The organism is Pseudomonas sp. DP-17, from assembly GCF_022380625.1.
Taxonomy (GTDB): Bacteria; Pseudomonadota; Gammaproteobacteria; order Pseudomonadales; family Pseudomonadaceae; genus Pseudomonas; species Pseudomonas nitroreducens_A.
The window spans coordinates 315,792-340,473 of the sequence record NZ_JAKSXG010000010.1 but is presented as its reverse complement, the minus strand read 5'-3'; the positions used below and the strand labels follow the sequence as shown (position 1 = coordinate 340,473).

General features: G+C 67.5%; 23 protein-coding genes and 3 riboswitches. Of the genes, 14 read left to right on the top strand and 9 right to left on the bottom strand.

All coding sequences use genetic code 11. From position 1 onward, the window contains the following. Window positions 1-2: 2 nt before the first annotated feature. Window positions 3-244, bottom strand: a riboswitch (cobalamin riboswitch). 66 nt (window positions 245-310) lie between these two features. The 4 genes from cbiE (at window position 311) to MJ122_RS18240 (ending at window position 4,264) form a co-directional block, all read left to right on the top strand. Then, window positions 311-1,513: a precorrin-6y C5,15-methyltransferase (decarboxylating) subunit CbiE gene (gene cbiE / locus MJ122_RS18255; protein ID WP_088421624.1), complete on the top strand. Its 1,203-nt coding sequence runs from the start codon at window positions 311-313 to the stop codon at window positions 1,511-1,513. Between the two features lie 66 nt (window positions 1,514-1,579). Next, window positions 1,580-2,677 (top strand): cobalt-precorrin-5B (C(1))-methyltransferase, encoded by a 1,098-nt coding sequence (locus tag MJ122_RS18250; protein ID WP_239745181.1) that lies wholly within the window; start codon window positions 1,580-1,582, stop codon window positions 2,675-2,677. After that, the gene (locus tag MJ122_RS18245) at window positions 2,674-3,399 is read left to right on the top strand and encodes a cobalt-precorrin-6A reductase (protein ID WP_239745178.1); all 726 of its coding nucleotides are present in this window, start codon (window positions 2,674-2,676) and stop codon (window positions 3,397-3,399) included. The genes MJ122_RS18250 and MJ122_RS18245 overlap by 4 nt, the downstream gene beginning before the upstream one ends. Before the next feature lie 241 nt (window positions 3,400-3,640). Further along, window positions 3,641-4,264 carry a glutathione S-transferase gene (locus MJ122_RS18240; RefSeq protein ID WP_239745168.1) on the top strand — a complete coding sequence of 208 codons (624 nt, stop codon included), beginning with the start codon at window positions 3,641-3,643 and terminating at the stop codon, window positions 4,262-4,264. Window positions 4,265-4,270: 6 nt separating this feature from the next. On the opposite strand, the gene MJ122_RS18235 is transcribed toward MJ122_RS18240, so the two are convergent. Further along, window positions 4,271-5,017: a VWA domain-containing protein gene (locus tag MJ122_RS18235; protein WP_239745151.1), complete on the bottom strand. Its 747-nt coding sequence runs from the start codon at window positions 5,015-5,017 to the stop codon at window positions 4,271-4,273. Beyond that, on the bottom strand, window positions 4,942-5,949 hold the full coding sequence (locus tag MJ122_RS18230) for an AAA family ATPase (RefSeq protein WP_239745149.1): 1,008 nt from the start codon (window positions 5,947-5,949) through the stop codon (window positions 4,942-4,944). The genes MJ122_RS18235 and MJ122_RS18230 overlap by 76 nt, the downstream gene beginning before the upstream one ends. A gap of 143 nt (window positions 5,950-6,092) precedes the next feature. On the opposite strand from MJ122_RS18230, the gene MJ122_RS30065 reads away from it, so the two are divergent. Further along, complete coding sequence (locus MJ122_RS30065) at window positions 6,093-6,227, top strand: hypothetical protein (RefSeq protein ID WP_256205205.1); 135 nt, start codon at window positions 6,093-6,095, stop codon at window positions 6,225-6,227. Window positions 6,228-6,538: 311 nt separating this feature from the next. Beyond that, the gene (locus MJ122_RS18225) at window positions 6,539-7,636 is read left to right on the top strand and encodes a 3-deoxy-7-phosphoheptulonate synthase (RefSeq protein ID WP_239745133.1); all 1,098 of its coding nucleotides are present in this window, start codon (window positions 6,539-6,541) and stop codon (window positions 7,634-7,636) included. A 166-nt stretch (window positions 7,637-7,802) separates the two neighbouring features. Here MJ122_RS18225 and cobN read toward each other — a convergent pair whose 3' ends face one another. Both cobN and cobW read right to left on the bottom strand, forming a co-directional pair. Next, window positions 7,803-11,534 carry a cobaltochelatase subunit CobN gene (gene cobN / locus MJ122_RS18220; RefSeq protein WP_239745131.1) on the bottom strand — a complete coding sequence of 1,244 codons (3,732 nt, stop codon included), beginning with the start codon at window positions 11,532-11,534 and terminating at the stop codon, window positions 7,803-7,805. 201 nt (window positions 11,535-11,735) lie between these two features. Next, complete coding sequence (gene cobW, locus MJ122_RS18215) at window positions 11,736-12,788, bottom strand: cobalamin biosynthesis protein CobW (protein ID WP_239745105.1); 1,053 nt, start codon at window positions 12,786-12,788, stop codon at window positions 11,736-11,738. Between the two features lie 94 nt (window positions 12,789-12,882). Beyond that, window positions 12,883-13,078, bottom strand: a riboswitch (cobalamin riboswitch). 61 nt (window positions 13,079-13,139) lie between these two features. Next, window positions 13,140-13,352: riboswitch (cobalamin riboswitch) on the top strand. Between the two features lie 104 nt (window positions 13,353-13,456). Between cobW and MJ122_RS18210 the strand changes: the two genes are divergently transcribed. The 4 genes from MJ122_RS18210 to cobM all read left to right on the top strand — a co-directional run bounded on the left by MJ122_RS18210 (window position 13,457) and on the right by cobM (window position 15,743). Then, window positions 13,457-13,642 (top strand): CbtB-domain containing protein, encoded by a 186-nt coding sequence (locus MJ122_RS18210; RefSeq protein ID WP_239745103.1) that lies wholly within the window; start codon window positions 13,457-13,459, stop codon window positions 13,640-13,642. A 159-nt stretch (window positions 13,643-13,801) separates the two neighbouring features. Next, a complete protein-coding gene (locus MJ122_RS18205) occupies window positions 13,802-14,506 on the top strand; it encodes a CbtA family protein (protein ID WP_088421617.1) in 705 nt (234 codons plus the stop codon). A gap of 77 nt (window positions 14,507-14,583) precedes the next feature. Further along, complete coding sequence (locus tag MJ122_RS18200; RefSeq protein WP_088421616.1) at window positions 14,584-15,000, top strand: cobalamin biosynthesis protein; 417 nt, start codon at window positions 14,584-14,586, stop codon at window positions 14,998-15,000. Further along, window positions 14,997-15,743 carry a precorrin-4 C(11)-methyltransferase gene (gene cobM, locus MJ122_RS18195; protein ID WP_239745102.1) on the top strand — a complete coding sequence of 249 codons (747 nt, stop codon included), beginning with the start codon at window positions 14,997-14,999 and terminating at the stop codon, window positions 15,741-15,743. The genes MJ122_RS18200 and cobM overlap by 4 nt, the downstream gene beginning before the upstream one ends. Window positions 15,744-15,867: 124 nt before the next feature. Here the strand turns inward: cobM and MJ122_RS18190 are convergent, their stop codons facing one another. The 3 genes from MJ122_RS18190 to ccoG form a co-directional block, all read right to left on the bottom strand. Further along, window positions 15,868-16,086, bottom strand: a complete 219-nt coding sequence (locus tag MJ122_RS18190; RefSeq protein WP_141099389.1) for a hypothetical protein — start codon at window positions 16,084-16,086, stop codon at window positions 15,868-15,870. An 8-nt stretch (window positions 16,087-16,094) separates the two neighbouring features. Continuing rightward, entirely contained in the window at window positions 16,095-17,510 is a 1,416-nt protein-coding gene (gene mapR, locus MJ122_RS18185; protein ID WP_239745403.1) for a GntR family transcriptional regulator MpaR, read from the bottom strand. An 86-nt stretch (window positions 17,511-17,596) separates the two neighbouring features. Then, entirely contained in the window at window positions 17,597-19,006 is a 1,410-nt protein-coding gene (gene ccoG, locus MJ122_RS18180) for a cytochrome c oxidase accessory protein CcoG (RefSeq protein WP_275590730.1), read from the bottom strand. Window positions 19,007-19,351: 345 nt separating this feature from the next. On the opposite strand from ccoG, the gene MJ122_RS18175 reads away from it, so the two are divergent. The 4 genes from MJ122_RS18175 (at window position 19,352) to MJ122_RS18160 (ending at window position 23,469) form a co-directional block, all read left to right on the top strand. Beyond that, entirely contained in the window at window positions 19,352-21,016 is a 1,665-nt protein-coding gene (locus MJ122_RS18175) for a nitrite/sulfite reductase (protein WP_239745100.1), read from the top strand. After that, window positions 21,013-21,504: a DUF934 domain-containing protein gene (locus MJ122_RS18170; RefSeq protein WP_239745099.1), complete on the top strand. Its 492-nt coding sequence runs from the start codon at window positions 21,013-21,015 to the stop codon at window positions 21,502-21,504. The genes MJ122_RS18175 and MJ122_RS18170 overlap by 4 nt, the downstream gene beginning before the upstream one ends. 140 nt (window positions 21,505-21,644) lie before the next feature. After that, window positions 21,645-22,529: a sugar nucleotide-binding protein gene (locus MJ122_RS18165; protein WP_088421611.1), complete on the top strand. Its 885-nt coding sequence runs from the start codon at window positions 21,645-21,647 to the stop codon at window positions 22,527-22,529. Next, complete coding sequence (locus MJ122_RS18160) at window positions 22,522-23,469, top strand: NAD-dependent epimerase/dehydratase family protein (RefSeq protein WP_239745096.1); 948 nt, start codon at window positions 22,522-22,524, stop codon at window positions 23,467-23,469. Before MJ122_RS18165 ends, MJ122_RS18160 begins: the two co-directional genes overlap by 8 nt. Here MJ122_RS18160 and MJ122_RS18155 read toward each other — a convergent pair. Both MJ122_RS18155 and MJ122_RS18150 read right to left on the bottom strand, forming a co-directional pair. Beyond that, a complete protein-coding gene (locus tag MJ122_RS18155) occupies window positions 23,450-23,806 on the bottom strand; it encodes a SirB2 family protein (protein ID WP_088421609.1) in 357 nt (118 codons plus the stop codon). The genes MJ122_RS18160 and MJ122_RS18155 overlap by 20 nt on opposite strands. Window positions 23,807-23,863: 57 nt before the next feature. Then, on the bottom strand, window positions 23,864-24,583 hold the full coding sequence (locus MJ122_RS18150) for an OmpW family outer membrane protein (protein WP_017521857.1): 720 nt from the start codon (window positions 24,581-24,583) through the stop codon (window positions 23,864-23,866). Between the last annotated feature and the right edge of the window lie 99 nt (window positions 24,584-24,682).

Here is a 24,682-nt window from a genome sequence, read left to right as displayed (position 1 = left end):
CACGCGCGACTGGTTTCGTCGGCAGGTCTCCTGGCTGGCAGGTCCTCATCCAGCGCGGCCTTCCCGGTTGCCCAGTGGCCTGGCCGGCGGCACGGAACCTCGTTCTCGTGTCGCCGCATTGCGCGGACTCGCTGCTTACAGTTGCGGGGGCAGCCACGGCTTAACCGTGTTCCCTCTTCGGCTCTGAGAAACCTCACCGCAAAAGGCGAAGCGTCCTACGAGCACCGACGAAGCGGGTATTATGCCTGCTTTGCCCGAAGGCAGGAAAAGCCTGCCCGTCGGATCGATCGTCGCACCCTGAGGACATTTCATGACGCCCTGGCTGACCATCGTCGGCATCGGCGAGGACGGCTATGCCGGCCTCGGCAAGGCCGCCCGCCGCGCCCTGCTCGCCGCCAGCGAAGTGATCGGCGCGCCACGCCAGCTGGAGTTGCTGCCGCATTGCCTGGGCGCCCGTCGCCAGGCCTGGCCGAGCCCGTTCAGCCTGGAACCGGTACTGCGCCGGCGTGGCGAACCAACCTGCGTACTGGCCAGCGGCGACCCGATGCTGTTCGGCGTCGGTGCGAGCCTCGCTCGTCAGATTCCGTCCGAGGAAATGCTCGTGCTTTGCGCGCCTTCCTCCGCCTCTCTCGCCGCGGCACGAATGGGCTGGCCGCTGCAGGACTGCACACTGCTGTCGCTGGTGGCACGCCCATTGGCCGCACTCAACGCGCAGATCCACGATGCAGCGAAGCTGCTGATCTTCAGCAATGACGGCAGCAGCCCGGCGGCTATTGCCACGCTGCTGCGCGAGCGAGGTTTCGGCGCGAGTCGTCTGAGCGTGCTCGAGCACCTGGGCGGAGAGGCGGAGCGACGTATTGAGGGGCTGGCCAGCGACTGGTCGCAGGGCGAGACCGCTGCGCTGAATATCGTTGCGGTGCAATGCGTAGCCGCCTCAGCCGCGGTTCGTCTGCCCCTGACCACCGGCCTGCCGGACGAGGCCTACCGCCATGACGGTCAACTGACCAAGCGCGACGTGCGCGCCGTGACCCTGGCGCGGCTGGCGCCCAAACCCGGCGAGCTGCTGTGGGACGTCGGTGCGGGTTGCGGCTCCATCGGCATCGAATGGATGCGCGCGCATCCGAGCTGCCGAACGCTGGCTATCGAAGCCAACGAAGGGCGTCAGGAGCATATCCGCTTCAACCGCGACAGCCTTGGCGTGCCGGCGCTGCAACTGGTCTGCGGCGCCGCGCCGGAAGCCTTGCAGGGGCTGGAGCGCCCCGACGCGATCTTCATCGGTGGCGGCGTGACCCTGCCCGGCGTGTTCGAGCAATGCTGGGAGCAACTCAAGCCCGGTGGCCGGCTGGTCGCCAATGCCGTCACCCTGCAGAGCGAGTCCATGCTGCTGAGCTGGCGCGCGCGCATCGGCGGCGAACTGACCCGCCTGTCGGTGTCCCAGGCCCAGCCGCTCGGCGGCTTCGATACCTGGCGCGCGGCATTGCCGATCACCCTGCTGGAAGTCTGGAAGCAATGAAGCGTTTTTCGTACCGCGACTGCATGGGTATCGCTTCGCTCCACCCCTCCTGCGATGCTGCTCATCATGCGTGACGAGACGCCCGAAGAACCCCGCCCGCTGCGCAGCGGCTACACCACCGGCAGCTGCGCCACCGCCACCAGCCTGGCGGCGGCGCGTCTGCTGCTCACCGGTGAAGCGCTGGACGCCGCGCAGATCGCCTTGCCCAAAGAGCGCAGCGCGACCCTGCGCCTGGAGTTCTGCCGCCTCACCGTTGGCGGCGCCGAAGCCGGTACGCTGAAGGATGCCGGCGACGACCCGGACGTGACCCACGGTGCGCTGGTCTTCGCGCGCGTCGCCTTGAGCGATGAGCCGGGCGTGCGCTTTTACGCTGGAGAAGGCGTTGGCACCGTCACCAAGCCGGGGCTGGTGCTGGCGACGGGCGAGCCGGCGATCAACCCGGTGCCGCGGCAGATGATGCAGGGCAACCTCGCTGCGTTGGCGGCCGAGTGCGGCTATTCAGGCGGCTTCGACGTCACCATCAGCATCGAGGGCGGCGCCGAGCTGGCGCTCAAGACCATGAACCCGCGCCTGGGCATTCTCGGCGGCCTGTCGATCCTCGGCACCACCGGCATCGTCCGGCCGTTCTCCTGCTCGGCGTATATCGCCTCGATCCAGCAGGGTATCGATGTTGCCCGCGCCAACGGCTTCCGCCACCTGGCCGCCTGCACCGGTAATGCCAGCGAAGACGCCATGCGCCGTCGCTACGGCTTCGACGACACCGCGCTGATCGAGATGGGCGACTTCGCCGGCGCCGCCCTCAAGCACCTGCGCAAGGTGCCGGTGGAGCGTTTCAGCGTCTGCGGTGGCTTCGGCAAGATCAGCAAGCTCGCCGCCGGCCACATGGACCTGCACAGCCGTCACTCCAGCATCGACCTGCCGCAGCTGGCCGAGTGGGCGGCGGAAATCGGTGCATCGCTGGAGTTGCAACAGCGCATGCGTGAAGCCAACACCAGCCAGCAGGCGCTGGCGCTGTGCCGCGCCGGGGGCATTGCGCTGGGGGATGCCGTCTGCGCCCGGGCGCTGGCCTTTGCCCGGCGCATCGTGCCCCTTGAGGTCACGCTGGAAGTCTTCGCCATCGACCGCCAGGGCAACCTGGTGGGCGAAGCGCTGGAGGTGCGATGAAACGCATCCTCCTGCTGGGCGGTATCGGCGAGGCGCTGGCCATCGCGCGCCGCCTGGGGCCGCAGCATCTCTACAGCCTCGCCGGCCTCGGCAAGGTGCCGGACGATCTGGCCTGCGAGGTGCGCGTCGGTGGCTACGGCGGCGCCGAAGGCCTCGCCGCGTTCATCTGCGAGCGAGGGTTCGACCTGCTGCTCGACGCCACCCATCCCTATGCCGCGCAGATCAGCGCCAATGCCGCCCACGCCGCGCAACTGGCCGACGTGCCGTGCTGGGCGCTGCGACGTCCCGGCTGGCAGGCCGGCGACGATGACGACTGGCGCGAGGTGGCCGGCTGGCCGGCGCTGATCTCGGCACTCAATGACTTTCGCCGCCCGCTGTTCACGATGGGGCGTGAGCCGCTGGAGCATCTCGGGGAAATTCCCGAGCACCAGCACTGGACCGTGCGCTGCCTGCAAAGCCTGCCCGGCAACGCACGTGCCGACGTGCTCGGCGCGCGCGGGCCGTTCACCCTGGAAGGCGAGCGCGAGCTATTCGCCCGTCTGGGCACCGACGTGCTGGTCAGCAAGAACAGCGGCAGCCAGGCCACCGAGCCGAAGTTGCAGGTCGCCCGCGAGCGCGGTGTGCCGGTGCTGATCCTGGCGCGTCCGGCGTTGCCGACGGTGGATCGGGAATTCGACAGCGTGGAGTCGCTCTGGTCGGAGCTGAAGCGCTGCCTTTCGTAGGAGCGCGCTTGCTCGCGCGCGCCCCCCGTGTGGCCTGCAGATGCGAGCGATTGCGTCGCCGCGGGTTGTCCCCTCTGCAATCACGCTGCTCCGGCGGTTCCATTGAACGACCCGGCTACGCGGTGTTCACAGCTTCGTAGTGCTTCGCGAGCAAGCGCGCCCCTACGAACGTCGTCACGCTGCTTTTCCGGCGCCCCGCCAGTCTCTATGCTGGGCCCCGGTTTTCACAGGGAGTGACACCATGCTGCGAATCCTCGGCCGTGCTTCATCGATCAACGTGCGCAAGGTGCTCTGGACCTGCGCCGAGCTGAACCTGCTCTACGAGCGGGAAGACTGGGGCACGGGCTTCCGCTCAACCGCTTCGGCGGAATTCATCGCCCTCAACCCCAACGCCATGGTGCCGGTCCTCATCGACGGCGACTTCGTGCTCTGGGAGTCCAATGCCATCTGCGGCTATCTCGCCACCCAGTACCCCCTTGACGAACTGCTGCCCACCTCACCGCGCGGGCGCGCGCTGGTGGAGCAATGGATGGGCTGGCAGGCCACCGAGCTGAACAGCGCCTGGCGTTACGTGTTCATGGCCAGGGTGCGCAACAGCCCAAGCCACACCGACGAGTCCGCCATCGCCCTGAGCGAGGCGCAATGGAACCACTGCATGGCCCTGCTGGATCGACAGCTGGCGCACACCGGCGCGTTCGTCACCGGGGCCTGCTTCAGCCTCGCCGATGTCGTCATCGGACTGTCGGTGAACCGCTGGTACCTGACACCCATGCAGCGCCCGGAGTTGCCGGCCGTGGCGGCTTATTACGAGCGCCTGAGCGAGCGTCCCGGGTTCCTGCTGCACGGGCGCAATGGGGAGCCCTGAGGGTTCCTAGCGATAGGACCCGGAAATCTCAGCGATTTGCCGGTACTCCGCGCCCAGCTCGTCAGCCAGCTTCCTGGCCCGGCCGAGCCTGACCACGCCCCCCTCGATATCCACCAGCACCGTCGGGCAGTTCAGTGGCTGCAGCGCTGGCCAGTCGCGCAGGCGACCGTCGGTCAACACCAGCAGGCGCTGCTGTTCGCTCCGATTCTGGCGCTGGCGCCGGTCCAGCCATTCGCGGGCTTGCTCGATTGCCTCGACCAGCGGAGTGCCGCCGCCGGCTCCCAGTTGCTCCAGCCACTCCTGCAATTGACCGGATGCCTTCTGCCCTTGCCACAACCAGCGCGCTTGTGCGCCGGTGGCGTGCAGCACGGCAAGGCGTGCGCGTTGCCGGTAAGCCTGTTCGAAAGTGTCGGCGAGCAAGCCTTTGGCCTGGGCGAGGGCGCCATGGCGGCGGGTGCTGGCGGAGGCGTCGACTATCACCAGCCAGAGTTCGCCGGGCTTGCGGCTGCGGGCTCGCAGCACCAGGTCGGCGCGGCGTTGCGGGCGGCCGTTGCGCAAGGTGGCAGGCCAGTCGATTCGGCCGAACGTTCCCTGCTGGCGGGCGCCGCTGCGGCCGCCGGCGAGCTGGCCGGGTCGGGGGTTGGCATCCGCGCCTGGGGCCTGGCGCGGGCGGATGCTCAGGGCTTTTTTGGCCAGCCCGTCAGTTGCCGGCGCTCGCCCATGGCGACGCTCTGGGCGGGCAGTTCGCCCCATTGGCCTTCGCCGTTGGAGGCGTTGGACGGCGCCTGGGACTGGCTGGAAGAGGACTGCGGCGGCGTAGTCGATTGCGGCGCCGAATGGCGACGGCGATGAGCGAGGGCGAAGTGTTCGACCGTGTCGATGTCCTGCGCGCCGATGGCATTGGCACCGCGCCAGGCAGCATGGGCGCGGGCGGCGCGCAGCCAGACCAGATCGGCACGCAGCCCGTCGACGCCGGCGGCGTGGCAGCGCTCGGCGATCTCGTTTAGCGCTGCGTCATCCAGCGAAATACTGGCAAGGCTTTGGCGCGCATCGACACAGCGCTGTTGCAGCAACTGCTGCGCGCCTTGCCACTGATTCAGGAAAACCTGCGGATCGGCATCGAAGGCCAGTCGGCGACGGACGATCTCGGCGCGCTCGCTCGGCGCTGGCATGCCTTGCTGCTGCACCTTGAGACCGAAGCGGTCCAGCAGTTGCGGGCGCAGTTCGCCTTCCTCCGGATTCATCGTGCCGATCAGCACGAAGCGCGCCGGGTGGCTGTGGGACAGGCCGTCGCGCTCGATCAGGTTGACCCCGCTGGCGGCCACATCGAGCAACAGGTCGACGAGGTGGTCGGGCAGCAGGTTCACTTCATCCACATAGAGCACGCCGCCGTGGGCATGCGCCAGCACGCCGGGTGAGAACTGTGCGCGGCCTTCACCCAGCGCCGCATCCAGGTCGAGGGTGCCGACGATGCGTTCCTCGCTGGCGCCCAGCGGCAGCGTGACGAAGCGCCCGCCGTCCAGCAGGTCGGCCACGCCGCGCGCCAGGGTGGACTTGGCCATGCCGCGCGGCCCTTCGATCAGCACGCCGCCGATGGCCGGGTCGATGGCCGCCAGGCACAGGGCCAGCTTCAGCTCATCGGCGCCAACGACGGCAGCCAGTGGGAAATGGGGAAGGGCGGTCATGGGGATTTCCTGCGGATTTCGTCCGTGCATGGTAGCGAACCGGGCGTGCGACGTGCGACCAATGTCCATCAGAACGATAGAGCCAAGTCATTGATCGGCACGTCGCGATGCAGTACCTTGGCTCCACTTCCACGGAGAACATCATGCCGTCCAGCCTGTCCATCCAGTCCCTCGCCCGCCTCGGTGCCATCGGCTCCGTGGTTGCTCGCGCGCAGGTTCTGGCCGCGGCTGCCGGCTATTTCTTCTATGGGTATTGGTTTAGCCAAAGGCGCGCCTGATACCCCACAGGCGCCCTAGCAAGCAGGGTCGCCAACCAGACAGTTTCCCAAAACCCCGGTCGGCAACCCGATCGGGGTTTTTGTTTTTCCGGCCCACAAGGCCAACGCATCGCCAGCAAATTCAACTGGGCCAAAACGCCCGGACAGAGGATCGAGACATGACCGCCTACACCACTGATTACCGCTATTACCGCAACTCCGACTGGCGATTTAGCAGCGCGCTGCGCGCCACCCAACGAGCCTTGCCACGAACACTTAGATAGAGCGCCGAGCGCGGATAGAAGACCGCGCCGGCCAAGGATGCCAGTCAGATGAACGCTTCCACCTCCGCCCTGATCCGCCCCGAACAGGCAGCATGCGCCGAAGTCCTCGACCTGCCGCTGCCCTCCGCTCGCCGCCGCGAGCAGCCACTGCCAAGCCCCGCCGAACTGCGCCAGCGCCTGCCGCTGTCCGCCACCATGGCCCACCGCGTCCGCGAAGGCCGCGAGGCGATCCGCGCCGTCCTCGATGGCCGCGACCCGCGCCTGCTGGTGGTGATCGGTCCCTGCTCGCTGCACGACCCCGTCTCCGCCCTCGAATACGCCGATCGCCTCGCCGAACTGGCGCCGCAGGTGAGCGACCAGCTGCTGCTGGTGATGCGCGCCTACGTCGAGAAACCGCGCACCACCATCGGCTGGAAAGGGCTGGTCTACGACCCGCAGCTGGATGGCACCGGCGACATGGCCGGCGGCCTGGAACTGTCGCGGCGGTTGATGCTGGGCATGCTCGAACGCGGCCTGCCGATTGCCACCGAACTGCTGCAACCGCTGGTGGCCGGCTACTTCGATGACCTGCTGGGCTGGGCTGCCATCGGCGCACGCACCAGCGAATCCCAGGTGCATCGCGAGATGGTCAGCGGCCTGGACCTGCCGGTGGGTTTCAAGAACGGCACCGACGGCAGCATCGGCATCGCCACCGACGCCATGCGCTCGGCCGCGCACCCGCACCAGCACTTCGGCATCGATGCGCAGGGCCGACCGTCGCTGGTACAGACCCAGGGCAACCCGGACACCCACCTGGTCCTGCGCGGCGGACACGCCGGTCCGAATTTCGACGCGGCCAGCGTGCAGCAGATTCGGCAGGGCCTGGAGAAGCTCGGCCTCGCCCCGAGCATCATGGTGGACTGCAGCCATGCCAACAGCGGCAAGGATCCGCTGCGCCAGCCGGCGGTACTGGACAGCGTGCTCGACCAGCGCCTGGCCGGCGATGCATCGCTGCGTGGCGTGATGCTGGAGAGTCACCTGTTCGACGGCTGCCAACCGCTGTCCGGTGAGCTGCGCTACGGTGTCTCGATCACCGACGGCTGCCTGGGCTGGAGCGGCACCGAGGCGCTGTTGCTGAACGCGGCGCAGCGCCTGCGTCGGGGCTGATATCGATGTGGCGGCGTACAACCGCGAACGGTTGTACGCCCTACGCTCGAATGTTTTTCGTAGGAGCGGACTTCGTCCGCGATCGAATCGCCGCCGCTCTGATCGACCAGGGAGCAGGGGAAAGCCATCGCGGACGGAGTCCGCTCCTACGAACGCTGGAAATTCCTCACTGCTCTTCGCTGTCCACCAGCAGGTTTTCCAGCATCTCCCGATACCCCCCCGGCTCTTCCCACAGTCCGCGCTGCTGCGCTTCCACCAGGCGTTCGGCGATGTCGCGCAGGGCTTCGGGGTTGTGCTGGCGGATGAATTCGCGGGTGTCGTCGTCCAGCAGGTAGGCGTCGGCCAGCAGGCGGTACTGGTGGTCGTCGACCAGTTCGCTGGTGGCGTCGAAGGCGAACAGGTAGTCCACCGTCGCGGCCAGTTCGAAGGCGCCCTTGTAGCCGTGGCGCTTCATGCCGGCGATCCATTTCGGGTTCACCGCGCGGGCGCGCACTACGCGGCCGAGTTCTTCCTTGAGGGTGCGGATGCGCGGGTTGTCCGGCTGGCTGTGGTCGCCGTGATAGCTGGCCAGAGACTGCCCCTGGATGACCTCGGCGGCGGCGAGCATGCCGCCCTGGAACTGGTAGTAGTCGTTGGAATCGAGGATGTCGTGCTCGCGGTTGTCCTGGTTGTGCAGCACCGCCTGCAGGCCGGACAGGCGCTGGGCGAAGCGCTCGCGCGCCGGGGTGCCGTCGTCGCTGGCGCCGTAGGCGTAGCCGCCCCAATTCAGGTAGGCCTCGGCGAGGTCGGCGCGGCTGTCCCACTGGCGGGACTCGATCACGCCCTGCACACCGGCACCGTAGGCGCCGGGCTGCGCGCCGAAGATGCGCCAGCCGGCCTGGCGGCGGGCTTCATCAAGTTCCACTCCCTCGGATTGCAGACGTGCCTGATCGGCACGCACGCGGGCGGCAAGCGGGTTCAGGTCATCCGGTTCGTCCAGCGCGGCGACGGCCTGCACGGCGGCGTCGAACAGGCGGATCAGGTTGGCGAAGGCGTCGCGGAAGAAGCCCGATACCCGCAGTGTCACATCGACTCGCGGTCGGTCGAGCAGGGTGATCGGCAGGATCTCGAAGTCTTCCACGCGCTGGCTGCCGGCCTGCCACACCGGGCGCACGCCGAGCAGCGCCAGCGCCTGGGCGATGTCGTCGCCGCCGGTGCGCATGGTCGCCGTGCCCCACACCGACAGGCCGAGCTGGCGCAGGTGGTCGCCGTGATCCTGCAGGTGGCGTTCGAGCAGTCGGCTGGCGGACTGGAAGCCCAGGCGGAAGGCAGTGGGCGTGGGCAGGTTGCGCACGTCCACGGTGAAGAAGTTGCGCCCGGTGGGCAGTACATCCACGCGGCCGCGACTGGGCGCGCCGCTGGGACCGGGCGAGACGAAGCGGCCGGCGAGGCCGGCGAGCAGGTGGCCGATTTCGCTGGCGCCGCAGGCGTCGAGCGTCGGGGCGATCTGCTGGTTAAGTTGTGTGAGAACCGCCGCGCTGGCGCTGCCGGGAGCGCTGGCGAGGCCGTCGATCAGACGCAGGGCGAACAGCTCCAGGCGCTCGCGGGTATCGCCGTTGCTGCGCCAGGGTTCGTCGCTCACCGCAAGCAGCGCGTCCGGGCGCGGGCCTTCCCAGGCCTCGGCGAAAGCTTCGTCCAGCGGGTCGCGGCCCAGTTGCAGATCCTCGCTCAGCGCACGCAGCAGGCTGGCGTTGCCGCCGCGTCCATCGCCGCGCGGAATGCGCACCAGCGACAGCAGCGTGTCGCGGCGCAACTCGCCTGCGGGCGATTCGCCGAACACATGCAGTCCGTCGCGAATCTGCGATTCCTTGAGGTCGCAGAGGTAGGCGTCCAGCTGCGGCAGCCAGCTTTCCGGATCGTCGCTCAACTGCAGGCCCAGCTCGCGGTCCAGCGCGGTCTCGCGCACCAGCGTGAGGATGTCGCCACGCAGTTCGCTGGCGCGGCGCGGGTCGAGCAGCGAGGCGTCGTAGTACTCGTCGGCCAGGCGTTCCAGATCGCGCAGCGGGCCGTAGTTTTCCGCGCGGGTCAGCGGCGGCATCAGGTGGTCGATGATCACCGCCTGGGCGCGGCGCTTGGCCTGCGCGCCTTCGCCAGGGTCGTTGACGATAAAGGGATAGAGGTTGGGTAGTGGGCCGAGGATCGCGTCCGGCCAGCACTCTTCCGAGAGCCCGACGCCCTTGCCGGGCAGCCATTCGAGGTTGCCGTGCTTGCCGACGTGGATCACCGCGTCGGCGCCGAACACTTCACGCAGCCAGAAGTAGAAAGCGAGGTAGCCGTGGGGCGGCACCAGTGACGGGTCGTGGTAGATCGCTGCTGCGTCGAGCTGGTAGCCGCGCGCTGGCTGGATGCCGACGAAGCCGAGGCCGAAGCGCAGGCCAGCGACCATCATCCGGCCGCTGCGGAACATCGGGTCCTGTTGCGGCTCGCCCCAGCGCTCGCGCACGGCTTGCTGGTTGGCCTCGGGCAGTCGCGCGAAGCAGGCGAGGTAGTCGTCCAGCGCCAGGCTCTGCGCGCAGGGGCGCAGGTCGAGGCTGTCGAGGTCGTTGCTGACGCCGCCGAGCAATTGCTGGATCAGCGCGGTGCCGGAATCGGGCAGGCCGGCGACCGGGTAGCCCTGCGCCTCCAGCGCACGCAGGATGTTCAGCGCGGCGGCCGGCGTATCGAGGCCGACCCCATTGCCGATGCGTCCGTCGCGAGTCGGGTAGTTCGCCAGGATCAGCGCCACGCGCTTGTCGGCGTTGGCCTTGCGTGCGAGCAGCATCCAGCGCCGCGCCAGTTCGGCGACGAAGTCCATGCCCGGCCGGTGCGGCAGGTAGCAGACCACGTCGCTCTGGCTGCGCTCGCTGCGCCAGGCCAGGCCCTTGAAGCTGATCGGCCGGGTGATGAGACGGCCATCCAGTTCCGGCAGCGCGATGTGCATGGCCAGGTCGCGCGGGCCGAGGCCCTGCGGGTTGGCGCGCCAGAGGTCGAGGTTATCCAGCGAGCAGATCGCTTGCAGCACCGGCACGTCGCGGCGGAACGGCCGGTCCTGCGGCGCCTCCGGGTTCGACTGGGCGAAGCCGGTGGTGTTGATGATCAGTTCGGCGTTGGCGCTATCGAGCAGGTTTTCCACCGCTTCCAGGCACGCAGCTTCCTTGAGGCTGGCGATGGCGATGGGTAGCGGGTTGATACCCTGGGTCTGCAGGCGTTCGCAGAAGGTGTCGATGAAACCGGTGTTTGCTGCTTGCAGGTGTGTGCGATAGAACAGCAGCGCCGCGACCGGGCACTCAGGATTCCAGTCGGCCTGCCAGCGGGCGAGATCGCAGCTGCCGGTCCGCGGGTGATACAGGGCGACGCGCGGCAGCGTCTGCGGCTCGCTCCACGGGTAGTCGCGTTGCAGATGGCGCGTGGCGAGACAGGCGAAGAACTGCCGGGCATTTTCCATCCCGCCCTGGCGCAGGTATTGCCAGAGGCGCTCGGCGTCCTGCGGGGCAACGCTGCACAGGGCGGTCAGTTCGGGGTCTGGCTTGTCGTCGCCGGGTACCGCGATCAGCGTGACGCCGCGCTCGGCCAGCGTCGCCAACTGCTCCATGCCGTAGCGCCAGTAACCGACGCCACCGTGCACGGAAATCAGGATGACCTTGGCGTGCTGCAGCACTTCGTCGACGTAGAGGTCCACCGAGGCGTGGTTCTGCAGCTGCATCGGGTTGGCCAGCCGCAGGCTCGGGTAGTCCTCCGGCAGTTCGCGGGCGGCCTCGGCGAGCAGCGCCAGGTGCGAGTCGCCGCTGCAGAGGATCACCAGCTCGGCGGGTGTCTGGGCCAGGTGGGCGATGCCGTCGTCGGGGACGAAACCGCCGGGTTGGGTGCGCAGCAGGTGCATGCGGAAACCTCTATCGCTCGGTCAGGAGCGCCCTCTCCCCAGCCCTCTCCCTGAAGGGAGAGGGGGCCGGTTCAGTGTGCGCGCAGGTTCTGTGCTCACAGGCGAGCATGGCGTTTGCCCATGCACTTTTTGCCGGCGAAGCACCGATGTAGCTCCCCTCTCCCGCTTGCGGGAGAGGGGCTGGGGGAGAGGGGAGCGGCTTCACGCCAGAGCAGTACGCAGCTCGTTGGCGATGGTGGCCTGGTCCAGTTCCTGGCCGATCACCACCAGGCGGGTGCCGCGGGTTTCGTCGCTGCGCCAGGCGCGGTCGAAGTGCTTGTCGAAGCGCTTGCCGACACCCTGCACCAGCAGGCGCATGGGCTTGCCGGGGATGGCGACGAAGCCCTTGATGCGCAGCACGGCGTGGCGCTCGACCAGGGCGTTCAACGCATCGAGCAGGGCGCGCTCCTCCACTTCCGGAAGGTCGACATGGAAGGAGTCGAACTCGTCGTGGTCGTGGTCTTCATGGCCTTCGTGGTCGTGGTGTGTCGGGCGGCTGTCGATGTGCAGCTCGGCCTCGGCGTTCAGCCCCAGCAGCACCGAGAGCGGCAGCTGGCCGGAGTTGGCTTCGACGATCTTCACCGCCGGTGGCAGCTCCTCGGCGACTTCGGCGCGCACGCGGGCCAGTGCTTCGGCGTCCAGCAGGTCGGCCTTGTTCAGCACCACCAGGTCGGCGCTGGCCAGCTGGTCTTCGAAGAGTTCGTGCAGCGGCGATTCGTGGTCCAGGTTCGGGTCCTGCTTGCGTTGCTCGTCCACCTGCTCGGGGTGGGCGGCGAAGGTGCCGGCGGCCACGGCCGGGCTGTCGACCACGGTGATCACCGCGTCCACCGTGCAGGCGTTGCGGATCTCCGGCCACTGGAAGGCCTGCACCAACGGCTTGGGCAGGGCCAGGCCCGAGGTCTCGATGAGGATCTGGTCGAGGTCGCCGCGACGCGCCACCAGTTCGCGCATCACCGGGAAGAACTCTTCCTGCACGGTGCAGCACAGGCAGCCGTTGGCCAGTTCGAAGACGCGGCCGACCGCCTCTTCTTCGCTGCAGCCGATGGAGCACTGCATGAGGATGTCGCCGTCGATGCCCAGCTCGCCGAACTCGTTGACGATCACCGCGATGCGGCGGCCTTCGGCATTGTCGAGCATGTGGCGGAGCAGGGTGGTCTTACCGGCGCCGAGGAAGCCGGTGACGATGGTGACGGGGAGTTTGGCCAGGGTTTTCATGCGCGCCTCGCAAGCGAAATTGGCAGGGCGGATGAAGGGCGCGCGCGCGGGTTCGCCGCGCAACGAAGGTCGCCACCGGATCACCCCGCCCGGTTGTCTTGATGCTGCACGAGGCAGGTCTCCTGGCTCACAGCCCTTTGGCGTCTCTTCGCCTTCCCGCCCGAATCGGCAGTGGCGCGTGAAGAGACAGGCTGTTCACAGTTGCGGGGGCAGCCGTGGCGCATCCGAAGATTTCCACGTTCCCTCTTAGCTCCGGCCGGTGCCGGAGAACCTCGAAGCAGGGGAAGGCTACGCAGCGTAGACGGGGCGGTCAATCGCCGGGGATCGGTTGACGCCTGCCGGCTGCCGTGGTCAGCTAGCGCGGTTCCAGGTGTCTCGCGCCACGCGTGCGAGGTGAAACGGGAAGCCGGTGCGTCCGCAAGGACCAGTCCGGCGCTGCCCCCGCAACGGTAAGCAATCGTAGGGTCATCCGTAGTCACTGTGCTGATGCATGGGAAGACTGACCCGCTTGGCCACAGGCCAACGTCGCAAGCCCGGAGACCGGCCTGGAGCTTTCGTTTTTGGCAAACCCGCGGTGGGCGGGCGCAGGCCGTGGCGCGACCGTTCCGGCGCGTTCGAATGCGTTCAACCTCTGCGTTCTCTTACTTTGATCTTCAGAGGGAACGTTCATGTCCAGCAGCACCCTGACGCACGCGTCGAATACTTCCATCCCCCTTTCCAAGCGCATCAGCCTGGCCGTCGGCGCCAGCCTGCTCGGTGCGCTGCTGGTGTATTTCGCCGGTTTCTCGCATCTGGAAGCGGTGCACAACGCCGCGCACGATACCCGCCATAGCGCCGGTTTCCCCTGCCACTGATGCTGTTCTGAGTCCAATCGGCTGCGCGTCGGCCATGCTGCGTTGGAAGACCGCCGCGGACGGCTCATTGACGGGAGCCAACTCCGCGCCCACGGCGATCTTCCGCCTTGCCTGGCTCTAGCTCGCTCGATTCGAGAGTCCGGAAAATAGGAAAGGAAAATGATCAAACGTATCGCCCAGACCGCCGGTTTCGCCGGTCTGATCGCCGCGCTGGTACTCACCGTGGTCCAGCTGCTGTGGGTGTCCCCGCTGATCCTCAAGGCGGAGACCTATGAAAAATCCGAGCCGGTAGCGATGGCCGAACACAGCCACGAGCACGCCGACGCTGCCGCCGCAGGCCACCATCACGACGCGCAAGCCTGGGAGCCGGAAGACGGCTGGCAGCGCATCCTCTCCACCACCGGCGGCAACCTGGTGGTGGCGGTGGGCTTCGCGCTGATGCTGGCGGGCCTGTTCACCCTGCGCGAGCCGGGCAGGACTTCCGAAGGCCTGTTCTGGGGGCTGGCCGGTTTCGCCGTGTTCACCCTGGCGCCGTCGTTGGGCCTCCCACCGGAAGTCCCCGGCACCGCGGCCGCCGACCTGACCCTGCGGCAGACCTGGTGGATCGGCACCGCCGCCGCCACTGCCGCCGGCCTCGCGCTGTTGGTGTTCGGCCGACACTGGGCACTGAAGGTCGTCGGTGTCGCGCTGCTGGCAGTGCCGCATGTGATCGGTGCACCGCAGCCGGAAATGCATTCCAGTCTTGCACCGGAAAGCCTGGCCCACGAGTTCATCCTCGCCTCGCTGGTCACCAATGCGGTGTTCTGGGTAGCGCTCGGCCTGCTCGCCGCCTGGCTGTTCCGCCGCTTCGCGCCGTCGGCCTGATCCACGCGCTATGCTCGACCCCGCAGCCGGCGCGGCCGTCTGCGGGGTTTTTATTTTCATCTGCCAGGAGAGCGACCATGACACTGGTTGCCGGCCTCGGTTGCCGCCGGGGTTGCCCGCTCGACGAACTGCGCGCCCTGCTGCGCGAAACGCTGGCCGAGGCCGGGCTCGACGAATCGAATCTCACCGCGCTGGCCAGCGCCACGCTGAAGGCCGACGAAGAAGGGTTGGCAGCGCTGGCCGCCGCGCTCGACCTGCCGCTGGCGCTGTTCACGCCGCAACAGCTTGCGGCCTGCGAGAAGCGCTTGGGCGAGCCTTCCGAAACCGTGCGCACGGCTGTCGGCAGCGCCAGCGTGGCCGAGGCGGCTGCGTTGCTGCAGGCCGAGGTGCAAGCGGGTGCGCCGGCACGTCTGCTGGTGGGCAAGCGCCGCAGCGATCAAGCCACTTGCGCGCTCGCCTTCATCCCCGTCGAATCCGCACAGGAGCCCACATGACGGTCTACTTCATCGGCGCCGGCCCCGGCGACCCCGAGCTCATTACGGTCAAGGGCCAGCGGCTGATCCGCAGCTGCCCGGTGATTCTCTACGCCGGCTCGCTGGTGCCGCCGGCAGTGCTGGAAGGGCACAGCGCCGAGCGCCTGGTGAACACCGCCGAACTGAATCTGGAAGAGATCATCGCGCTGCTGGCGCAGGCCCACGCCGAAGGCAAGGATGTGGCGCGGGTGCACTCCGGCGACCCGTCGCTGTACGGCGCCATCGGCGAGCAGATTCGCCATCTGCGCGAGCTGGGTATCGCCTACGAGATCATCCCTGGCGTCACCGCGACTTCCGCCTGCGCGGCGATCCTGGGTTGCGAGCTGACGCTGCCGGACATCTCGCAGACGCTGATTCTCACCCGCTATGCGAGCAGGACGCGCATGCCCGAAGGCGAGTCGCTGGCTGAGCTTGCGCAGCACCGCGCTACATTGGCAATCCACCTGGGTGTCGGCCAACTGGCGAACATCGTCGCCGAGTTGCTGCCGCACTACGGCGCGGACTGCCCCATCGCGGTGATTCATCGCGCCAGCTGGCCGGATCAGGACCAGGTCACCGGCACCCTCGGCGATATCCTGCCCAAGGCCGCCGCCAAGGGCTTCCGTCGTACGGCATTGATTCTGGTGGGGAAGGTGCTGGGAGCGGAGGGCTTTGCCGATTCGTCGCTGTACAGCGCGGAGCATGCGCACCTGTACCGGCCGTAACGCCTGTCCTGTGGCGTCACTGCAGGCGTAGGAGCGGACTCTGTCCGCGATCGACTCCACGCCGTCGCGGTATGCCAGGGAGCTCGGCCAACCCATCGCGGACGGAGTCCGCTCCTACGCTGGCTCAGGCCAGCCAGGGCTCCGCGCGCGGCAGCATGCCGCGGCGCAGGTACCAGCGCACCCACAGGTGTACGCCGAGTGCGGCGCACACTGTCAGTAAGATCGTCAGGCCTTCCGCTTCCATGGCAGCGTCCCTCGTCCGGGTTTCCTGCCTGACAGGGTAGGCCTGCGACAACACGTCGCACAGATACAGATCGTTTCCGAATGTGCGGATCAGTCGCACGCAGGCGTTCAGCCCTGCAGCGAATGGATGATCCGCCCGAGGGTTTCCATGGCCTGTTCGCTGGCCGTCGTCCACGGATGCCCATAGTTCAACCGCAGGCAGTGGCCGAAGCGTCGCGTCGCCGAGAAGATCGGCCCCGGCGCGAGGCTGATGCCCTGGGCGTGGGCGAGCTGGAACAGCTTGAGCGCGTCGATCTGCTCGGGCAGCTCCAGCCAAAGGAAGTAGCCGCCGCTGGGCCGGGTGACGCGGGTAGCGGCAGGGAAGTGCCGGGCCACGGCGGCGAGCATCGCGTGCTGCTGGCTTTCCAGCGCGTGGCGCAGCTTGCGCAGGTGGCGGTCGTAACCGCCGTGCTGCAGGTAATCGGCGATGGCCGCCTGGGCCGGCACCGAGGCCGACAGGCTGGTCATCAGCTTGAGCCGCTCGATTTGCTCGGCGTAGCGCCCTCCTGCGACCCAACCAACCCGGTAGCCCGGCGCCAGGCTCTTGGAGAAGGAACTGCAGTGCATCACCAGTCCTTCGCTGTCGAACGCCTTCACCGGCTTGGGCGCCTGGGCGGCGAAGTACAGTTCGGCGTAGACGTCGTCCTCGATCAGTGGCACCTGGTGCTGGCTCAGCAGGGCCGCGAGGGCGCGTTTCTTGTCTTCGCTCATGCTGGCGCCCAGCGGGTTCTGAAAGTTGCTCATGAACCAGCAGGCCTTGATCGGCAGGCGCGCCAGGCTGTCGGCGAGCACGTCGAGGTCGATGCCTTCGCGCGGGTGCACGGGGATTTCCACGGCCTTCAGTTTCAGCCGTTCGAGCACCTGCAGGCTGGCATAGAAAGCGGGGGCTTCGATGGCCACCAGGTCGCCCGGCTGGGTGACTACCTGCAGGCACAGGTTCAGCGCTTCCAGCGCGCCATTGGTGACCACCAGTTCTTCCACTGGCAGCGGCATGCCGCCGACCATGTAGCGCAGGGCGATCTGCCGGCGCAGCGCATGGCTGCCCGGCGCGAGGTCGGCCACCACCGAGCGCGGGTCCATGTCGCGCACGGCGTGGGCCATGGAGCGCGCCAGGCGGGGCAGGGGGAACAGCTCCGGCGCCGGGAAGGCCGAGCCGAAGGGCACGGTGTCCGGATCCTTGATGGAACTGAGCACCGAGAACACCAGTTCGCTGACGTCCACCTCGGTGGTCTGCGCGTCATGGCGGGCGATGTCCGGCTCGGCCAGGGCGCGCTGCACATGCTCGCGGACGAAGTAGCCCGAGCGCGCGCGGGCGACGATCAGGCCGCGATCCTCCAGCAGGTAATAGGCCTGGAATACCGTGGAAGCGCTGACCCCGTAGGTGCGGCTGGCGTGCCGTACCGAGGGGACTTTCTGGCCGGGGGCGAGCACGCCGCTGCGGATCAGCCCGGCGATCTCGTCGGCGAATTTCTCATAGCGCTTCATCTTGTCCTGCACGGCGGCCTGGGGGGCGGAAGAGTCCGCCCACTCTAGGCGCTGCGCCGAGGTCACGCCAAGCTCCCTGGCCATGCTCAGCGCCTCGGCGAGACGAAGGTGCTGGCGGCATCGATCTCTTCATGGCCGTCGCTGACCCTGAAGTGCAGCGGCACCGAACCACCCGCGCTGCTCTGCGCCTCACTGGCCACCGAGACGGCGAAGTCGCGGATCTCGCCTGGTTGCAGCATCAGCTCCGGCACGCCCTGCAGGCGGTAGCCGGCACCGTCGGCGAGGCTCAGGTGGTAATGCTGTGGCTGCTGGGTCTTGTTGATCAGCTTGAGGTTGTAGATGTTCTCGATCTCGCCGGCGGCGTTCTCGCGGAACAGGCCACGGTCGCGGGCGACGTCGAGGTTGATCAGCGGCCGCGCCTCCAATGCCCAGACGAAGGCGCCGATCATCACCAGCAGCACCGCCGCGTAGCCGATCAGGCGCGGGCGCAGCAGGTGGGTCTTGCCGCCTTCGAGCGCACGCTCGGAGGTGTAGCGCACCAGCCCGCGGTCGTAGCCCATCTTGTCCATCACCGAGTCGCAGGCGTCGATGCAGGCCGCGCAGCCGATGCAGGCGATCTGCAGGCCGTCGCGGATGTCGATGCCGGTGGGGCAGACCTGTACGCACTGGTGGCAGTCGATGCAGTCACCCAGGCCGAGGGCCTTGGGATCGGCGTCCTTCTTGCGTGCGCCACGGGATTCGCCGCGCGCCGCGTCGTAGGAAATGATCAGCGTGTCCTTGTCGAACATCACGCTCTGGAAGCGCGAGTACGGACACATGTGGATGCACACCTGTTCGCGCAGCCAGCCGGCGTTGGCGTAGGTGGCGGCGGCGAAGAAGGCGACCCAGAAGGTGCTTTCCAGGTCGAGCTTGAAGGTGAACAGGTCCGCCACCAGCGGCCGCACCGGGGTGAAGTAGCCAATGAAGGTGACCGCCGTGGCCAGGCTGATCAGCAGCCAGAGGCCGTGCTTGGCACTTTTGCGCAGGACTTTCTCGGCGCTGGCCGGGCCCTTGTCCAGCTTCATGCGCTGGTTGCGGTCGCCCTCGGTGACCTGCTCGGCCCACATGAATATCCAGGTCCACACGCTCTGCGGGCAGGTGTAGCCGCACCAGACGCGGCCGGCGAACACCGTGATGAAGAACAGGCCGAAGGCGGCGATGATCAGGATCGCCGAGAGCAGGATGAAATCCTGCGGCCAGAAGGTCGCGCCGAAGATGTAGAACTTGCGTTCGGGCAGGTCCCAGAGCACCGCCTGGCGGCCGTTCCACTGCAGCCACAGGGTGCCGAAGAACAGCAGGAACAGCAGGCCGCCGCCCAGCCGGCGCAGGTCGCGGAAACGCCCGGCGAAGCGCTTGGTATAGACGGTCGGGGTCACCGCCGACAACGGTTTCGGCGGCGGGGTGAAGCGTTGCGGTGCGTCGATCTCGATGACCTTCGCGGGGATTCTTTCGCTCATTGTCGTGGCCCATCAGGCAGAAGAGGCGCCGCGACTGTACGAATCGGTCTGCACTCGAAACAGATTCAGGTCCGCCGGAAAAAACCATATCAGATGGCGAGAATCGCTCCGCCCCGCGGCGCCACGGGCTCGGCGTGCTGGGCGATGGGGCGGCTGATCGGGCCTGTTGCGGCAACCGGTCGCAGGCCCGCCGGGGCAGAGGCAGGGCGCATCTGATCCGGTTTTTAGCGCGCGATCTGCCGCTGTTTTGCGCAGCAGGCGCCGGCCACTATTCGGTCTACCGCAAAGTAGCGCGCTCGACGACAGAAGCAGGCCGCTACGCAACGTCCCGAAGGTGGCCTGGCGATGTACCGATACGATGATTACGACCGCGCCCTGGTGCGCGAACGGGTGGCGCAGTTCCGCGACCAGGTGCAGCGCCGCCTGAGTGATGAGCTGAGCGAAGAGGAGTTCCTGCCGCTGCGCCTGCAGAACGGCCTGTACCTGCAGAAGCATGCCTACATGCTGCGGGTGGCGATTCCCTACGGCACCCTGTCCAGCGAGCAGATGCGCACGCTGGCCTGGATCGCCCGCGAGCACGACCGCGGCTACGGTCACTTCACCACGCGGCAGAACATCCAGTTCAACTGGGTCGAATTGGCACGCGTGCCGGACATTCTCGAACGCCTCGCCGATGTCGAGATGCACGCGATCCAGACTTCCGGCAACTGCGTGCGCAACATCACCACCGAGGCCTTCGCCGGTGTCGCCGCCGACGAGTTTCTCGATCCGCGCCCGCTGGCGGAAATCCTCCGCCAGTGGTCGACGGTGAACCCCGAATTCCTGTTCCTGCCGCGCAAGTTCAAGATCGCCCTCTGCGCCGCCGAGGAAGACCGCGCGGCGGTGATGATGCACGACATCGGCCTCTATCTGCGCCGCGCCGAGGATGGCGAGCTGCGACTGAAGGTGCTGGTGGGCGGCGGGCTGGGGCGCACGCCGATGCTCGGCCAGGTGATTCGCGACGACCTGCCCTGGTGGCACCTGCTGTCCTACGTCGAGGCCATCCTGCGCGTGTACAACCGCCATGGCCGGCGCGACAACAAGTACAAGGCGCGGATCAAGATCCTGGTGAAGGCGCTGGGTATCGAGGCCTTCTCCCGCGAGGTGGAGGAGGAGTGGCAGCACCTGCGCGACGGCGAGGCGCAGCTGACGCTCGATGAGTACCAGCGCGTCGCGGCGGCATTCGATCCGCCGGTCTACGCGCCTTCTGACGATCTCGCTTACGGGACGGCGTTGGCCACTGATGCGGCATTCGCCCGCTGGGTCTCGCGCAACGTGCGCCCGCATCGCGTGCCGGGTTACGCCAGCGTAGTGCTGTCCACCAAGCCGGGCGCCGAGGCGCCGCCGGGGGACGCGACCGCCGAGCAGATGGAGCAGGTGGCCGACTGGGCCGAGCGCTTCGGCTTCGGTGAAATCCGCGTGGCCCATGAACAGAATCTGGTGCTGCCGGACGTGCGCAAGTCCGATCTCCATGCGCTCTGGCAGGAGGCTTGCAACGCCGGGCTGGGCACGCCGAACCAGGGCCTGCTCACCGACATCATCGCCTGCCCCGGCGGCGATTTCTGTGCGCTGGCCAATGCCAAGTCGATCCCCATCGCCCAGGGCATCCAGCAGCGCTTCGAGGACCTGGACTACCTGCACGACCTGGGCGACCTCAGCCTGAACATCTCCGGCTGCATGAACGCCTGTGGCCACCACCACATCGGCAATATCGGCATCCTCGGCGTCGATAAGAACGGCAGCGAGTGGTACCAGATCACCCTGGGCGGTGCGCAAGGTATGAAGAGCGCGCTGGGCAAGGTGATTGGCCCATCATTCAGCGCTGCCGAGGTGCCGGACGTGATCGAGGCGTTGGTGCAGACCTATGTCGAGCAGCGCGGCGCGGGCGAGCACTTCGTCGAAACGGTCGAACGTATCGGCCTGGAGCCTTTCAAGGCGCGGGTCTACCGCCAGGCGGAGGTGCCGGCATGAAGAACCTGATCCATCTGCGCGACGGTGCTGCCGAAATAGCGCCGCATGATCCCTGGACGCTGCTGCGCGAAGTGCCGGAGGAGTTACCCGAAGGCAGGCTGATCCTGCCGCTGAAGGACTGGCTCGCGCTCAGCTTGCCCCTGCAGCCTCACGGTGTGTGGCTGGCGCCGGACGACGACCCCGAGGACCTGATCTGGCGACTGAAGGAGCCGGCGCTGATCGCCATCGACTTCCCCAGCTTCCGCGACGGTCGCGGCTACAGCCTGGCCTACCTGCTGCGCAGCCGCCTGGGCTGGCGCGGGGAGTTGCGCGCAGTGGGTGACGTGCTGCGAGACCAGTTGGCGCACATGCGCCAGTGCGGTTTCGATGCCTTTGCCGTGCGCGAGGACAAGTCCGTGGACGACGCACTGAAGGGGCTGGCGGGCCTGAGCGTGCTCTATGGCCGTTCGGTGATCGAGCCGCGTCCGCTGTTCCGCCGCCGCTCCTAGAGCGGCGCCGCCGCGTGCGCTGAAGTCTGCAGCGGGTCGGCCAAGCTTGACGCTGTGCCGGGGCACAGGAAAAATGCGGGTATCATCCCCGGCGCCCCGCGCTCCGGCGGTAACCCACGGATTCGAGTGACCCCCAGAATATGCGCATGCGCCTGATGCTGTTGGGTGGCGGTAATGCCCTTGGACAGGCGCTGATCCGCCTTGGCGCCGAGGAAGACATCGGCTTCCTCGCCCCCCGGCCGCCCGAACAGGGCTGGGACGCTTCCAGCCTCACCGTCCTGCTGGACGAGACCCGCCCCGACGCGGTGATCAACCTCGCCTACTACTACGACTGGTTCCAGGCCGAGGCCGTCGACGCCGCGCGCCTGGCCAGCCAGGAACGTGCAGTAGAGCGTCTGGCCGAACTTTGCCAGCACCACGAGATCCTGCTGATCCAACCGTCCAGCTACCGCGTGTTCGATGGCGCCCGCGCCACCGCCTACAGCGAGAAGGACGAGCCGCTGCCCCTGGGCCCGCGTGGCCAGGCGCTTTGGCGCATGGAGCAGTGGGTGCGGGCGACCTGTCCGCGCCATGTGCTGCTGCGTTTCGGCTGGCTGCTGGACGACAGCGCCGACGGCGTGCTCGGCCGCTTCCTCGAGCGTGCCGAGAAGGAGCAGGTGCTGTTCCTCGCCGATGATCGGCGTGGCAACCCGACCCCGGTGGATGACGCCGCGCGCGTGATCCTCTCCGTGCTCAAGCAACTCGACTGCCAGGCGCCCCTGTGGGGCACCTACCATTACGGCGGCCTGGAGGCTACCACCACCCTGTCCCTGGGCCAGGTGGTGCTCGGCGAGGCCCGCGCCTTCCATACCCTGGCCGTCCAGGAACCGAGCCCGCAGGCCCACGCCGCGCGCCCGGACGCCGGCGACGAACCGCAGCATGCGGTGCTCGCCTGCAAGAAAATCCTCCATACCTTCGGTATCAAGCCGCGCGCCTGGCGCGCCGGCCTGCCCGCCTTGCTGGACCGTTACTACCGCCATGTCTGATCGTCTTTCCCCCACCGCGCAGCCCATCCTCATCACCGGCGGCGCGGGGTTCATCGGTTCCCACCTGGCGGACGCCCTGCTGGCACAGGGGTTTGCCGTGCGCGTGCTGGACGACCTGTCCACCGGCAAGCGTGAGAACCTCGATGGCCGCGTCGAGCTGATCGTCGGCGATGTCGCCGATGAAGCGGCGCTGCGTGGCGCGGTCAGCGGCTGCCAGGGCGTCGTGCACCTGGCCGCCATCGCCTCGGTGCAGGCCTCGGTGGAAGACCCGGTGGGCACCCATCGCGCCAATTTCATCGGCACCCTGAACCTCTGCGAGGCCATGCGCCAGGAAGGCATCCAGCGGGTGCTGTTCGCTTCCAGCGCGGCGGTCTACGGGCAGAACGGCGAAGGTTCCGCCATCGACGAGGACGTGGTGAAGGCGCCCCTGACGCCCTACGCCGCGGACAAGCTGGCCAGCGAGTACTACCTGGACTTCTACCGTCGCGAGCACGGGCTGGAGCCGGCGATCTTCCGCTTCTTCAACGTCTATGGCCCGCGCCAGGACCCGTCCTCGCCGTATTCCGGGGTGATCAGCATCTTCGCCCGGCGCGCCGAGCAGGGCCTGCCGATCACCGTGTTCGGCGACGGCGAGCAGACCCGTGATTTCATCTACGTCGGCGATCTGGTGAAGCTGCTGGTCACGGCGCTGTTGGCCGATGAGGTGGCAGAGTCGGCGATCAACGTCGGTCTCGACCAGTCCACCAGCCTCAACCAGTTGCTGGCCGAGATCGGCAAGCTCACCGGCGGGCTGCCGGACATCACCTACAGGCCGGCGCGCCACGGAGACATTCGCCACTCTCGCGCCGACAACCGCCGCCTGCTGCAGCGCTACAGGCTGGACGCGCCCACGCCATTGGCCGAAGGTCTTGCCCAGCTGATCACCACCAGGGTTTCTTGACCGCCAGGAAGAAGATGCCGGCCAGCGCGCTCAGCGCCAGAACGCTGAGCAACGCCTTGCGCGGCTTTGCGGCGCTGCGCAGGGCAAAGGCTGCCAGCACGATGTAGAGCAGCAGCAGGCCGAGCTTCAGCTGCAGCCAGACGGGTAGCGGCCAGGGCATCGCCAGGTGTACCAAGCCCAGGGCGCTGAGCAGCAGCAGGGTGTCGATCAGATGGGGCAGCCCGCGCTGCCAGCCCGAAGGGCGCTTGCCCCACCAGCTCAGGCCTAGCCGCAGAAGAAAGAGCAGGGTGCTGATGATCGCCAGGCTGACGTGCAGTGCTTTGAGTTCGAGGTACATACCGATTCCCTGAAAGTGAAAAAGGCGCCCTTGGGCGCCTTTTTCATGTTTGCTCCGTCAGAAACGGTAGCCGAAACCGACCATGTAAACCCAGGGGTCGACGTCGACATCAACCTTGGTTTTCTGCACGCCCAGGGCGGACGGGCCATCGACGCTGGCCTTGGTATCGATGTCCATGTACCAGACGGCGGCGTTGACGAAGGCGTGTTCGTTGAGCATGTAGTCCATGCCCAGTTCGGCGGCCAGGCCCCAGGAGTCCTGCAGCTTCAGGTTGCTGAAGCCCTGGTCCTTGCGGTTGCTGGCCAGGTCTTCGTCGAAGAAGGTGGTGTAGTTGATACCCAGGCCGCCGTAGGGCTGGAAGGCAGAGTTGGTACCACCCATGGGGTAGTACTGCAGCAGCACGGTCGGCGGCAGCTGCTTGATGTCGGCCAGTTTGCCGTCCAGGCCGGTCAGGCCGGTGGCGCGGTTCAGACCCTTCACGTCGACCTGGTGGTTGAACGGGGTGGCAGCGACCAGCTCGATACCGATCTTGTCGGTGAGCAGGTACGCGAAAGTCAGGCCCAGCTGGGTGTCGCTGTCGACGGTAGCCTTGGTGCCGCTGACCTTGGCGCCGTCGAGCTTGATGTCGGAGCTGCTGTCGTTGGGGGCTACGGTGGCAAAACCACCGCGTACCAGGAAGTCGCCAGCCTGGTGGCCGCGAATGTCGGCGGCCTGGGCTGCGATCGGCGCTGCGACGGCGAGGGAGAGAAGCGAGGCGGTGAGCCAGGACTTACGCATGATGAGCTCCAATATCTCTTTGGTATAAGTGTTGGTGCTCAGAATAGTAGAGAGCGCTAAAAGCGCACTTTTGACCTGGCTCAATAAAGACCCCAGACC

Bases quoted from the DNA above. Each gene is read 5' to 3' on its own strand.
- cbiE (WP_088421624.1), top strand. From the start codon at position 311: ATGACGCCCTGGCTGACCATCGTCGGCATCGGCGAGGACGGCTATGCC.
- MJ122_RS18250 (WP_239745181.1), top strand. From the start codon at position 1,580: ATGCGTGACGAGACGCCCGAAGAACCCCGCCCGCTGCGCAGCGGCTAC.
- MJ122_RS18245 (WP_239745178.1), top strand. From the start codon at position 2,674: ATGAAACGCATCCTCCTGCTGGGCGGTATCGGCGAGGCGCTGGCCATC.
- MJ122_RS18240 (WP_239745168.1), top strand. From the start codon at position 3,641: ATGCTGCGAATCCTCGGCCGTGCTTCATCGATCAACGTGCGCAAGGTG.
- MJ122_RS18235 (WP_239745151.1), bottom strand. From the start codon at position 5,017: ATGGGGCGAACTGCCCGCCCAGAGCGTCGCCATGGGCGAGCGCCGGCA.
- MJ122_RS18230 (WP_239745149.1), bottom strand. From the start codon at position 5,949: ATGACCGCCCTTCCCCATTTCCCACTGGCTGCCGTCGTTGGCGCCGAT.
- MJ122_RS30065 (WP_256205205.1), top strand. From the start codon at position 6,093: ATGCCGTCCAGCCTGTCCATCCAGTCCCTCGCCCGCCTCGGTGCCATC.
- MJ122_RS18225 (WP_239745133.1), top strand. From the start codon at position 6,539: ATGAACGCTTCCACCTCCGCCCTGATCCGCCCCGAACAGGCAGCATGC.
- cobN (WP_239745131.1), bottom strand. From the start codon at position 11,534: ATGCACCTGCTGCGCACCCAACCCGGCGGTTTCGTCCCCGACGACGGC.
- cobW (WP_239745105.1), bottom strand. From the start codon at position 12,788: ATGAAAACCCTGGCCAAACTCCCCGTCACCATCGTCACCGGCTTCCTC.
- MJ122_RS18210 (WP_239745103.1), top strand. From the start codon at position 13,457: ATGTCCAGCAGCACCCTGACGCACGCGTCGAATACTTCCATCCCCCTT.
- MJ122_RS18205 (WP_088421617.1), top strand. From the start codon at position 13,802: ATGATCAAACGTATCGCCCAGACCGCCGGTTTCGCCGGTCTGATCGCC.
- MJ122_RS18200 (WP_088421616.1), top strand. From the start codon at position 14,584: ATGACACTGGTTGCCGGCCTCGGTTGCCGCCGGGGTTGCCCGCTCGAC.
- cobM (WP_239745102.1), top strand. From the start codon at position 14,997: ATGACGGTCTACTTCATCGGCGCCGGCCCCGGCGACCCCGAGCTCATT.
- mapR (WP_239745403.1), bottom strand. From the start codon at position 17,510: ATGAAGCGCTATGAGAAATTCGCCGACGAGATCGCCGGGCTGATCCGC.
- ccoG (WP_275590730.1), bottom strand. From the start codon at position 19,006: ATGAGCGAAAGAATCCCCGCGAAGGTCATCGAGATCGACGCACCGCAA.
- MJ122_RS18175 (WP_239745100.1), top strand. From the start codon at position 19,352: ATGTACCGATACGATGATTACGACCGCGCCCTGGTGCGCGAACGGGTG.
- MJ122_RS18170 (WP_239745099.1), top strand. From the start codon at position 21,013: ATGAAGAACCTGATCCATCTGCGCGACGGTGCTGCCGAAATAGCGCCG.
- MJ122_RS18165 (WP_088421611.1), top strand. From the start codon at position 21,645: ATGCGCATGCGCCTGATGCTGTTGGGTGGCGGTAATGCCCTTGGACAG.
- MJ122_RS18160 (WP_239745096.1), top strand. From the start codon at position 22,522: ATGTCTGATCGTCTTTCCCCCACCGCGCAGCCCATCCTCATCACCGGC.
- MJ122_RS18155 (WP_088421609.1), bottom strand. From the start codon at position 23,806: ATGTACCTCGAACTCAAAGCACTGCACGTCAGCCTGGCGATCATCAGC.
- MJ122_RS18150 (WP_017521857.1), bottom strand. From the start codon at position 24,583: ATGCGTAAGTCCTGGCTCACCGCCTCGCTTCTCTCCCTCGCCGTCGCA.